This window comes from Demequina muriae (assembly GCF_030418295.1).
Classification (GTDB): Bacteria; Actinomycetota; Actinomycetes; order Actinomycetales; family Demequinaceae; genus Demequina; species Demequina muriae.
In genome coordinates this window covers 1-782 of record NZ_JAUHQA010000011.1, presented here as the reverse complement: position 1 = coordinate 782, position 782 = coordinate 1, and the positions used below count along the sequence as shown (strand labels likewise).

2 protein-coding genes are annotated in these 782 nt (G+C 63.7%); both read right to left on the bottom strand.

The features are described from left to right. Positions 1–434, bottom strand: a 434-nt coding sequence (locus QQX02_RS13105) for a site-specific integrase (protein ID WP_301143799.1), incomplete at its 3' end; no start/stop codon positions are given. A gap of 50 nt (positions 435–484) precedes the next feature. Beyond that, positions 485–782: helix-turn-helix domain-containing protein (locus QQX02_RS13100; RefSeq protein WP_301143798.1), on the bottom strand; the 298-nt coding region annotated here is incomplete at its 5' end.

The following is a 782-nucleotide window of genomic DNA, read 5'->3' as shown; positions in this document are numbered from 1 at the left end:
AGCGCGGCGTCACCACGGCATCCCGTGCCCAACCGGATCATGCAGTAGGCCCACAGGTGCGAGTCCTTCGGAATCGCGTTGAGGAACGCCGCAAGCTGGTCGATCGTCGCCGTGTGCGGGTAGGGCTCACCGATGGGCGGCAACTCGACCCACGGCACCTGCACGAGTTCCTGCCGCTTCCATGCGCGATTCAGGGCCGACTGCCCGACCCCCATCACACGGCGGACATAGCCTTCGCTGTAGGTCTTGCCGCGATACGTCCGCGAGCGCAGCCACTTCACGAAATCCTCTTGGGCGTCCACGGTCAAGTCTGCAACCGTCTTGTCGCCCCAATACTCCCGCCACAGGTCCGCCGCACGCTTCGCCGTGTCCTTGCTGGGAATATGGCTACCGTGCCGGGCGAGGTAGCGCGTCAGCAAGGTCCCGATGGGCACGTCCTCCGGGGCCTGGTCCTTGATCGCCGCGTTGGCGACAAACCACTCGGCTAGGGCGACTTTGGCTTGCTCAAAATCTGCTGTGCCAAGAGAAGCGCGCTGCTTGACCCCTTTTCCGTCGCGCCACGTCCGCTGCCAGTTGGCCGTGCCTTTGCGTCGTTCGAGCCAGTAAATGCCGAGCTGGAAACGTTGCATTGCTGTGCCTCAAGGTACGCGGTGATGTGGTGTTCGGTGTACTTCGGCGTGGGGCCGATCATGATGCAGCCGATCTTGCCCGCCTTGCGATAGCGGGCCAGGGTGATCGTGGAGATGCCGAGGTAGTCGGCCACCTCGGGTTCGCTAAACAGG